The organism is Akkermansia sp. 54_46 (assembly GCF_001917295.1).
GTDB classification, from domain to species: Bacteria; Verrucomicrobiota; Verrucomicrobiia; order Verrucomicrobiales; family Akkermansiaceae; genus Akkermansia; species Akkermansia muciniphila.
In genome coordinates, this window is record NZ_MNUD01000012.1 from 1 (window position 1) to 9,241 (window position 9,241).

A 9,241-nucleotide genomic window follows, 5' to 3' on the forward strand; every position below is an offset into this window, starting at 1 on the left:
CATGCACTGGCTGATATATGGGAAGATTATAAGAGGCAAGTACAACTATTAGATTTGAAGAAAGCGCAATAATGCTATTTAACAAAAAAGCCCCTGACCCGGAGGCCAAGGGCTGAACAGGAGCACTTTTCTGGGAGGATGCTACTGTACACGGCTGTAATGGCAATAAAAAACCGCCCGCGTTTCCCAACGTGGACGGCTAGCGGAAAATAAAAAAGATGATTTACCTATAGCACATTTACCCGGTGCGTCAAGCTTTCTCCCACCTGTCCAGGGTTTCCACATAGATGCCGGAGATTTTACCGCCGTCCATGGGTTCGATGTCTCCGAAGTCGGGATTGAGTGGATGTAATACGTATTCCATTTTTCCGGTTTCCGGGTTTTTCCTGCGGACCAGTTTTTTGAGTGTCACGCCGCGTTCATCATGGTATTGAACAATGGTTCCAGGTTTGGGGATGGGGGGGATGGTGTATTTTTTCATGATGACCACGGAGCTGTCCGGAATGGAAGGTTCCATAGAGTGACCGTTCACGCGCAGCAGGTATTCCCCTTTTTCCAGTTCACGGTATAACCAGATGTCCTGCGGGATGGTGTCTCCATCCGCCAGATTGCCGGCGGCAATGTTGCCGATGATTCGTCCCTGAGCCTCCAAGGGAGGGGCTGTGAATGTTTCTACCGGGGTAAACTTCTTGCGGGCTGCCTCTTTTTCTTTGGCGGCATTTTGAATAGCGGTATTGACGAATTCCAGGAAGGTTTCTTTGTGGGCTTTAGCGGCCTCACAGATAATGTCCCATTCTTCATCTGTGAAGTCGATGACGATGCGGGGAGAGGATTCGGCTTCTCCGTTCATAAGACGCTGAATAACAAGGATAGCCTTTGCGGGAATATTGATGGATGACGAAAGCCAATTATCTACCTGACGCTTGGAAACTCCACATTGGTTAGCGAGCCATTCTCTGTCTCTACCAATAACCTTGAGCCATTTTTTTACGTCTTCTTTTGTTGTCGTCATGCATTGATATTACAGCATTTTGCTGATATGTCAACACCTTGTTACCTAGCAATTTCAGTATTATGCTGAAAATATATCTTGAAATATTCAGTTATACGCTGTAATTTGAGGCCATCAGTTACGGAAATAGATGAAAACAGAAATCGACTTAGACAAATTACCGGACGGCTGCAAGAGCCATCTGCTGGCCGAAGCGGAAGAAGGATTGAAGCCTTCGGAAGCTATTATCCGCATCATTGAACGAGAATCATTCCGCAGGGGATTCCGTGTTCACCTGACCACGGCTAGCAACCTTCCCCGCCCGAAGAACCCCAAGAAGCCGGCAGCATGAACATGAAAACCTCCCACCAAGAAAGAACCATGAATACAAATACTGAATTACCGAAGAACGCCCGGATATTGACCAAGGAAGAAGCAGATGACTGGGACAAGAGCTGTTCCGCTTTCGGCCCCATTTTCCTCGAAGTAGATGGAGAAATACGCGAGTTTGAAAGAATAAGTTCCTGTCCTTCCCCTGTTCTGGGGAAAGGTTTCCTGGTATTGGCTGTCTCTTGCCCTGAATGGGGGAAAGAGAAACTAATGATTGTTGCCAGATGTAAAGAAGGAAAGGAGGTAGTTTGAATGAATAACGCGGAATCTGGCATTCGCGTTAGGGATGGAGAGGATGTAATCATAAGTCCCGTCGGAGCGCTTCTTAATCAGCGCAATGTAATCCACATTCACGATATGGGGACGACCAGAAGAATCTTCTATTGTGATGAATTTAGGCATAACGGAATAGTAGCCTGACAGCTTTCATCTTCAAGAATAATGAGCCGGCATGCGCATGAATTTGGGCAATACGAGCACATTCAAAGCCAAGGCGTTACATTGGCAGGCTCTCCTTTTTATTTAAGTAATAACAACCAATATCAATCACTAACAAATAACCCATGATGAACTGGACTGAATTTATTGTTGTAACGCTGCTTAACCTGGCAGGCTACCTGTCCGCGTTGATGCTTGGTATCAGCCTGGGAGAGAAACACATCATACGCCAGGTAAACAGAACCCTGGATCAGATGAGAAAGGAGCGGGCATGATTATCGAATACGACGACGAAGACCGGTGCATCCGGGTGAATGGCGAATACGTCGCCATCCGGGAAGCGGAGGGCCTCAAGGACGAGCTGGAATTAGCGATTGACCAGTGGGAAGTGGATCACGCCGAGCAGTGCGACAACCCCGACGGACACTACGACGACTGAACCATGGAAGAAGATCTAATCGAAGAATTGAAGCTGCTCGGCTGGCACGAACTTTAACAATGAAAATATTATGACCTACCCTGAATCAGAGTTTTACGACTGCAAGACCTTGGCCCTGATGTACGATTCCGACCGGGATGTGATCAAGAGGACCGTCCATGAGTTGAAGGACAAGGGGCATGTGATCGAGATCCTGTACTGGGGCAAGCAGGGGAAGATGAAGGTGCACGGCAAGCAGTTCCGCCGGGCCCGCTGCGTGCCTGTTCTGGCTGGCGGTGGAGCTGGATAACGCCGAGCTGCAGGCCGGCAAGAGCCCGCATTCCGGGTTTTGCCCGGAGTCTCCCACTCCCATGAAAGCTTTTGACGGCTTGGAAAAACCGTCCCGCCCCACGCGGATCGTGGAAAGCAATAACCAATAGAATACCAATACAATGGACAATACCGAAGAAAAGAATGCGCAGTCCTGCACGCCGGACGAAGCCTGCTGCTGCGATACTGTTGCATCCACAAAAGAAGAAATCAGCGCCGCGCTTGATAACCTTGTTGATTTGATTAAGCGTTACGATGGGCGCGCTATTTTTTCCGCCTTTTTGGAGGTCCCGGAAGAAAGAAAAACTCGGCACATATTAGAACCCTCCAGCTCCGTTTTTCAGTCTGAGAGAATGAATTTCAAAGTTTACGGGTGGACGAGCGCTTTCGGCTATCTTCTCAAAGCAGGCGAATGCTTTGAGGGCAATGTAAAAACTATGGGAGAAGGCGTCCGTTTGTTCCTTGAACAACAGCAAAAAACGAAAATGAAGGATCGGATGAATCCCATTGCCACCATGCTCGGAATCGCTGGATGCGAGTGCGAGGAATGCGAAGACTGATTCAGTTGGCCGGGGACGGCGGCAACCGAACCCCGGCCTGTTACGAATGCAACCTGTAAAATTACAATTAGTAACGATTTATGAATACACCAAGTGAAGCCACACGGCAAGAGAAAGTAATGGATCCCTCCAAGTCCACCGAGCTGGCTGTCAGCCTGGACAATCTGGCCCTGGAAGCCCAGCAGGCATTGAGCTGCAAGGGCAGCTTTGAAAAGGCCATCAACATGGGCATTGCCATGAACCGGCTGCGCGACGCCCTGACTCCCCCCATCATGGAATCCATCATGAAGCTGAAAGGCTCCCAGCTCGGCTTCCGCACGGACGAGTGCGCTGCGACACAATACAAAGAAGGCGTGACCTATGGCGTGGATGCGGTCAGGGAATGCCTGATTGTGGCCACCTGCATGGGCCTTTCTCCGGTAGGTAATCAGTGGAATATCCTTGCCGGGCGCACGTATGTGACCAAGGAAGGCATGACCTACCTGCTGAAGAACCTGGACGGCCTGACCAATTTGAAGATGGTTTACCATCCCGCCGAAATCAAAGAGTCTTCCACTTCCGGCATCAGCAAGAGCGGGAAGGAGTACCAGAAGATTGAGCGGGAAGGTTTGGTGAGGGTCGATATGAGCTGGGAGTTCAAGGGAGTCCCGGATTCCGAAACTCTTGAGTTCTGTATCCGTGTAAATAACGGCATGAGCCAGGATGCCATTATTGGCAAGGCCGAGCGGAAGGCCAAGGCATGGCTTTATTCCCACCTGACCGACACGATTATTTCCGACGGCGAAGTGGAAGACGGACGGGAAATGCGGAATGCTACTCCGGAAGCCGGAACGCAGAAGCCGAAGGCCGGCAATCCTCTTGCGGGCGCCGCTGTACCTCCGCCAGTGGCGGCGGCATCCAGGCAGGAAGAAAAGCCCCTTGAACCGGAAGTGGTTTCTTCGCCCACTCCTACTGATGATTTGAAGCTGGAGCCGGAATCTGCCGTGAGCGTGGCAGACCTGGAAAAACTGCTGCGAGACCACGGCGTGACGATGCCCCAGGTAGTGAATTTCTGCCGGGGCCGGCAGATTTATTACGTGCAGGGAGCCAGCCGGGAAGAGACGTTCCCGCCCAAGACGCTGGAGTGGCTGGTGGCGAATTTCAACCAGGTGGTTGCCTGGGTGGGGGCCTCCGGGAAGTAAGCATGCAGGATAGCAAGGATCTTTAGCTATGAATGTTTTAGATTTATCGGGCTTTGCGACTTTCGGCGAGGCTTGTGGCCGGGTGGATAATCCGCAGGCGTACCACGATTCCAAGAAGGGGATTCCTCACTGTGTCTCCAAGTCCATGCTGACGGATTTCGCCCGGAATCCCTATAAATGGAAGTATCGGCAGGATGAAGGGATTGAGAAGGTTTCCCAGGGGTTCCGGTTTGGTTCCCTGGTGGATTGTCTGGCCCTGACGCCGGATCAGTTCCAGAATCAGTATCTCGTAGAAGAGTGGCTGCCGGGGGTGAATAAGAACGGCTCCGTGTCCAAGACGAAGCAGGACGACGGGCAAGCAGCCCGCTGGGCGGCGTTTGCCGACCGTGGGGGAGCCGTGCTGACGCCAGAGGAGTACGCCGAAGCGCAGAAGGCCGTGGGGATTTTCAATAATTACCTGCGAACCGAACATGGGCTGGTGCTGGGGGATTCGTTTGATTCCCAGGTGGCGATGTATAAGACGCTGCTCATTGAGTACGCGCCGGACAAGCCTCCGGTTCCGATTACGATTACGGGGATGATTGACATTCTTCCTCACGATGAAGAGATGCCGATTATTGATATGAAGACGACTTCCACGCCCGTGGAGGATTCCGGCCTGATTGACCGGGATATGGCCCGCTACGGGTACGGCTGGCAGGCTGCCTTGTATTGCGATTTGTATGAAGCGATTTTCGGGATACGCCGGAATTTCATGTTTGTGTTCATGGAGTCGGCAGCTCCCTATTGCATTTCCGAGGTGCGGATGGATCAGGAGGCCCTGGAGCATTACCGGGGGCAGTATATGACCGCCCTGCGCCAGTACGCCGAGTGCGTGGCGACGGGGATTTATCCGGGGGCTGTGGCCTTGCCGCGGTATTTCCGCATTCCGCGCTGGGAACTTAAAAAGGGATGGGAAGGAGGTGCGGCATGATGACCACGCTGACCATTTCTTTGCCCCACACTCCCCGGTGTTTGTCCCCCAATGCCAAGGCCCCTCTCACACAGAGGGGGGCCATTGTGGCCGGTTATAAGAAGACGGCTGCCAAGAGCCGCGCCCGGAATATAGCCTGGGGCAGGACTTGTGAAGCCCTGAATGGCCGGAGGATGCAACCGACGCATTACCGGGTGATCTGGTTTTTCAAGGGACCGAAGCCGGACGCGGATAATTGCCTGGCGCGCTGCAAGGCTATGGGCATTGACGACAGGACGCTGGATTGCGCCGGGATTGAGCGGATTCACGACCTGGGACGCGCCGGACAGGTGGAAATCGTGTTTGAAAGGAGGCTCGCATGAAACTGACGCCTGAACAGAAAGCTTTTTACGAATACGGAAAAGCAGTCGAAACTCTCGAAACCAGAATTGAAAGGATTCGCAATAATGCCCGAATACGATTTAAAATGGAATATCACGAGCTGCCACTCCAATTTCGCGGAGGCTTATGGGACGACTTTAAGTTGTACAATGTTATCGGTGACGTCCGCCGGAAGCGGGCCGCATGCAGGGCGTGGGTGCATCCTATGCGACGGAGATGCTCGAACTGTAAACATGAGCTAACGCAGTACAAGTTCTGCGCAGCCTGCGTCCATGAAGGATGGCCTGTTTACTGGGAGCCAAGAAAGGAGGATGAGTGAAAGTCTGTGTGAATTACAGTGGTGGCCTTATGTCTTGGGGTGCAGCCAAGTTAGCCGTTGATCAGTATGGGCCGGACGAAGTAGATTTAGTCTTCGCCGACACCGGGATCGAAGATGAAGATAATTACCGCTTTATCGTCCAAGGTGCGGGTGCCTTGGGATGCCAGCTTCACATTGTCCGTATGCGCGGCCATAAAGGAGCGAAAAATCCGGATGCTTATATTACTCCGTGGGAACTGTGTACTGGGCAGGATGGTTCAGGCGGAGAGGGCATGATGGCAAATTCCCGCGTGGGATTTTGCTCAATATTGCTCAAACGTAAACCGCTAGACACATGGATGCGTAAGCATTGCACACCAGAAACTCGTATCGTTATTGGGTTTAACATTGAAGAAATAGAACGGTGTGAAAGGCTCCGAAAAAACAAACCGGAATGGAACTGGTGGTTTCCACTGGCTGAAAAACCTTATTCCTACTGCGAGATTAAAAGCTGGTTGGAAGGATACAATGTCAGGCTTCCAAGGTTATACGACATGGGTTTTAACCATGCAAATTGCGGCGGTTTTTGTTTCAAAGCGGGTATTGGTCATTTTGTAAATCTTTTGGAAAAGATGCCGGAGAGGTTTGCCTTCCATGAAAGGATGGAACAACGATTTCGAGATTCAACCGGGAAACATAATACCATTTTAAGGAGAACTGTTAACGGGGAAAAGATATTTTATCCTCTATCTCAACTCCGCCAAGACTACCTTCAAGGTTTGGTGAGACCCTCCGATTTTCGAATGCCGTGTGAGTGTGGAGTCATGTGGGAACAGCCAGAATTTAACCTGATGAATGGAAAGGAGGGAGAGTGAATGAGCTACATCTTTTCGCGGGCGCTGGTGGAGGCATACTTGGAAGCGAGCTGCTCGGATTCCGCACCGTTTGCGCTGTCGAACTTGAACCCTATCCCGCAAGCGTACTGCTCGCCCGACAGAATGACGGCTTACTCCCGCCTTTCCCGGTTTGGGATGACGTACGAACCTTTGACGGACGACCGTGGCGCGGCCTTGTTGACGTGGTATCTGGAGGCTTCCCGTGCCAGGACATTTCAGCCGCAGGAAAAGGCGCCGGCATTGACGGCGCCCGCTCCGGCCTCTGGCGGGAAATGCACCGAATTATCAATGAAGTACGACCGGAATTCGCATTCCTGGAAAACTCACCTCTGCTTGTGGGAAGAGGACTTGCCAGAATCCTCGGTGACCTTGCCCGCATCGGGTATGATGCTGCATGGTGTGTGCTGGGAGCTGACGCCGTTGGATTACCCCATCGCCGCGCCAGATTATGGCTTCTTGCCCACCATGCGTGCATGTATCGCCAAATATGGACTGTGTTGGAAGAGAGCGGAGGAAGGCAAACCAAAAGGGAATTTGGAAGATTACCTGGCATATCTCTATGTCAGGAGCGGTGGGAAGCGAGTCAGGGGGATGTGTGTGTCAGCGTCTTTCGCCGCCCTGATGATGGGGTGGCCCCAGAAGTGGACGAGCTTAAAGCCCTTGGCAACGGGCAAGTTCCTGCAGTGGCGGCAACTGCATTCCGGGTTTTGCTTGGCAGATTCCAAGAAGGAAAGGAGGGGGAATGAAAGCCATTCTTGACGCCTGCTGCGGCTCCCGCATGTTCTGGTTTGACCGCCGCCATCCTGACGTGGTGTTCATGGACCGCCGGGAGGAAACGCACATGCTTTGCGACGGGCGAACCCTGGAAATCAAGCCGGACGTCGTCGGGGACTTCCGGAAGATGCCTTTCAACGACGGGGCGTTTCGCCTTGTGGTATTCGACCCTCCGCACTTGATTCACGCCGGGGAATCATCCTGGCTGGCCAAGAAGTACGGAAAACTGGACCAGAAAACCTGGAGGGAGGATTTGAAATCCGGCTTCCGGGAGTGTTTCCGGGTTTTGGAACCGGGCGGCATTCTGGTGTTCAAGTGGTGCGAGGATCAGGTTTCAACCGCGGAAGTTCTGAAACTGGCCAGCCATGAACCTTTGTTCGGACACCGCCGCGGGAAGACCGTCTTCCTGGTCTTTATGAAATCTACAACCCCCAACTGACGCTTTTTTGATATGGAATACATGAACATCCCAACAGCCTTGTTTTCCAGCCCTGAATTCATCGGAGCTGAACCAATCCAGCGCGCTACATGGATTGCCCTGTTGGCGTGGTGCTGCACCCAAGAGAACGGCGGAATCATTGAGGGGTGCCGCTCCTGGGGCATGCGCCGCTGGATGCAGACCTGCGGGGTGATGGACAAGGAAGTCATGAACGGCGGGGAACTTTACCACTTCGACGGAGACAACCTTGTTGTTTTTGGCTACCCCGGAGGCGTACAAGAGCTTCTTGAGCGAAAGCGAGTTATTGCCCGCGAAAATGGCAAGCTCGGAGGGCGCCCCAAGAAAACCCATGTTGAAACCGACATGGAAACCGAAGAGAAACCTACGTTGGTTTCTGAATTAACCGACGTAGGAACCGAAATAGGAACCAATGTAGGGGCCAACATCCAAAACCGGAAGAAAGAAAGAAAGGAAGAAAGGAATATAGGGGGAGAAACTACTACGGTGGACAGTACACCGGGGGAAGAAGCGCCCGCTGCTCCTGTGCTGCCTGCCCAGTCTTTCCCGAACCGGGAACGCCTGAACGACGTCCGGGGGATGCGCTGCGCCGACAATCACGCGGATCTGGGGGCTTCTCCTAGTGCCGCCAGGTTCATGGCTGCCTGTTTGGAAATCAACCCTTCATGGTCCCGGACAATGCCAACTGCCATTGAGCAGGCAGCCGCGCTTGAGGCGTACCGGTCTGCACAGGGCCGGGTAACGCCACGAGACATGGAGATGTTGAGGGATTATTACGCGTCAGGACTGACGGAGGACTGCAAGAAGAAAGCTTTTTGGCGCCCGGACAGCCGTAAGAAGTTTTGGGAGTGCTTCGGCGACGTTTTGACGCATGCCGATAGGTGGGCGAAGGAAACACGCTGGAAGCCGGCATCCGCTCGGAAGAAGCCAAAACCCGAAGAACCACGGCAGCCGGAAGGGCCTGTTGTGGATGTCGTGGACGCTGCGGCAGAAATTGCATCTCTACGGGAGGAAATGGGAATAGGAGGTGACGAATGAATATCAAAGACAGGAAGATGCTGCACCTGATTGTGCTGGCGGGAGATTGCGCCGCTTGCGGGGTGACGCCTCCGCTCCAGCCTACCATGTGCGCCGTGATGCGGCTGCTGGGGCTG

The 9,241-nt window shown here is 52.7% G+C and carries 14 protein-coding genes; 13 read left to right on the plus strand and 1 reads right to left on the minus strand.

Annotated features, from left to right (window positions below):
• Positions 1-250: 250 nt before the first annotated feature.
• On the minus strand, positions 251-850 hold the full coding sequence (locus BHW66_RS02650; RefSeq protein WP_286688864.1) for a S24 family peptidase: 600 nt from the start codon (positions 848-850) through the stop codon (positions 251-253).
• Between the two features lie 292 nt (positions 851-1,142).
• Here BHW66_RS02650 and BHW66_RS02655 point away from each other — a divergent pair, with 292 nt between their 5' ends.
• From BHW66_RS02655 to BHW66_RS02715, 13 genes are all read left to right on the plus strand, one after another.
• Positions 1,143-1,343: a hypothetical protein gene (locus BHW66_RS02655; RefSeq protein ID WP_286688865.1), complete on the plus strand. Its 201-nt coding sequence runs from the start codon at positions 1,143-1,145 to the stop codon at positions 1,341-1,343.
• A complete protein-coding gene (locus tag BHW66_RS02660) occupies positions 1,340-1,633 on the plus strand; it encodes a hypothetical protein (RefSeq protein ID WP_286688866.1) in 294 nt (97 codons plus the stop codon). Before BHW66_RS02655 ends, BHW66_RS02660 begins: the two co-directional genes overlap by 4 nt.
• 311 nt (positions 1,634-1,944) lie before the next feature.
• The gene (locus BHW66_RS02665) at positions 1,945-2,094 is read left to right on the plus strand and encodes a hypothetical protein (protein WP_155844558.1); all 150 of its coding nucleotides are present in this window, start codon (positions 1,945-1,947) and stop codon (positions 2,092-2,094) included.
• Positions 2,091-2,258, plus strand: coding sequence for a hypothetical protein (locus BHW66_RS02670; RefSeq protein WP_155844557.1), 168 nt, complete (start codon positions 2,091-2,093; stop codon positions 2,256-2,258). Before BHW66_RS02665 ends, BHW66_RS02670 begins: the two co-directional genes overlap by 4 nt.
• 70 nt (positions 2,259-2,328) lie before the next feature.
• Positions 2,329-2,547, plus strand: a complete 219-nt coding sequence (locus BHW66_RS02675; RefSeq protein ID WP_286688867.1) for a hypothetical protein — start codon at positions 2,329-2,331, stop codon at positions 2,545-2,547.
• A 142-nt stretch (positions 2,548-2,689) separates the two neighbouring features.
• Complete coding sequence (locus BHW66_RS02680; RefSeq protein ID WP_217730610.1) at positions 2,690-3,127, plus strand: hypothetical protein; 438 nt, start codon at positions 2,690-2,692, stop codon at positions 3,125-3,127.
• A gap of 80 nt (positions 3,128-3,207) precedes the next feature.
• Positions 3,208-4,308 carry a hypothetical protein gene (locus BHW66_RS02685; protein WP_286688868.1) on the plus strand — a complete coding sequence of 367 codons (1,101 nt, stop codon included), beginning with the start codon at positions 3,208-3,210 and terminating at the stop codon, positions 4,306-4,308.
• 28 nt (positions 4,309-4,336) lie between these two features.
• Positions 4,337-5,281, plus strand: a complete 945-nt coding sequence (locus BHW66_RS02690; protein ID WP_286688869.1) for a PD-(D/E)XK nuclease-like domain-containing protein — start codon at positions 4,337-4,339, stop codon at positions 5,279-5,281.
• A complete protein-coding gene (locus BHW66_RS02695) occupies positions 5,278-5,643 on the plus strand; it encodes a hypothetical protein (RefSeq protein ID WP_286688870.1) in 366 nt (121 codons plus the stop codon). Before BHW66_RS02690 ends, BHW66_RS02695 begins: the two co-directional genes overlap by 4 nt.
• A gap of 346 nt (positions 5,644-5,989) precedes the next feature.
• Positions 5,990-6,835 (plus strand): hypothetical protein, encoded by an 846-nt coding sequence (locus BHW66_RS02700; protein WP_286688871.1) that lies wholly within the window; start codon positions 5,990-5,992, stop codon positions 6,833-6,835.
• Positions 6,832-7,602, plus strand: coding sequence for a DNA cytosine methyltransferase (locus tag BHW66_RS02705; protein ID WP_343124354.1), 771 nt, complete (start codon positions 6,832-6,834; stop codon positions 7,600-7,602). The genes BHW66_RS02700 and BHW66_RS02705 overlap by 4 nt, the downstream gene beginning before the upstream one ends.
• Positions 7,599-8,069: a class I SAM-dependent methyltransferase gene (locus BHW66_RS02710; protein ID WP_155844488.1), complete on the plus strand. Its 471-nt coding sequence runs from the start codon at positions 7,599-7,601 to the stop codon at positions 8,067-8,069. The genes BHW66_RS02705 and BHW66_RS02710 overlap by 4 nt, the downstream gene beginning before the upstream one ends.
• 21 nt (positions 8,070-8,090) lie before the next feature.
• Entirely contained in the window at positions 8,091-9,125 is a 1,035-nt protein-coding gene (locus BHW66_RS02715; RefSeq protein WP_146018763.1) for a hypothetical protein, read from the plus strand.
• Positions 9,126-9,241 lie beyond the last annotated feature (116 nt).